Consider the following 262-nt stretch of genomic DNA (forward strand, 5'->3'; position numbering starts at 1 on the left):
TATATATAAAGGAATGTCGGCTAAAAAGTTGCCCTTTTCTCTTTTAAGCGTGATTTATATGCTATAATATAACTATAACAATTTAAAACAGTGTATAACAATTTTGCATACATTGGAGGATTCTCATGCATATTGATATCCATCGACATTCAGATACATCTCTTTCAAATCAGATTTACTTTTCAATCGTTGATCACATTCAATCGGGTCTGCTTCAGCAGGGGGAGAAGCTGCCGACTGTACGTGATTTAGCTAAGCAGCT

At 35.1% G+C, this 262-nt stretch carries 1 protein-coding gene; it reads left to right on the forward strand.

From position 1 onward, the window contains the following. Positions 1-125: 125 nt before the first annotated feature. Positions 126-262: GntR family transcriptional regulator (locus SB775_RS30690; protein WP_410865041.1), on the forward strand; the 137-nt coding region annotated here is incomplete at its 3' end.

Source organism: Peribacillus sp. SIMBA_075, assembly GCF_046534585.1.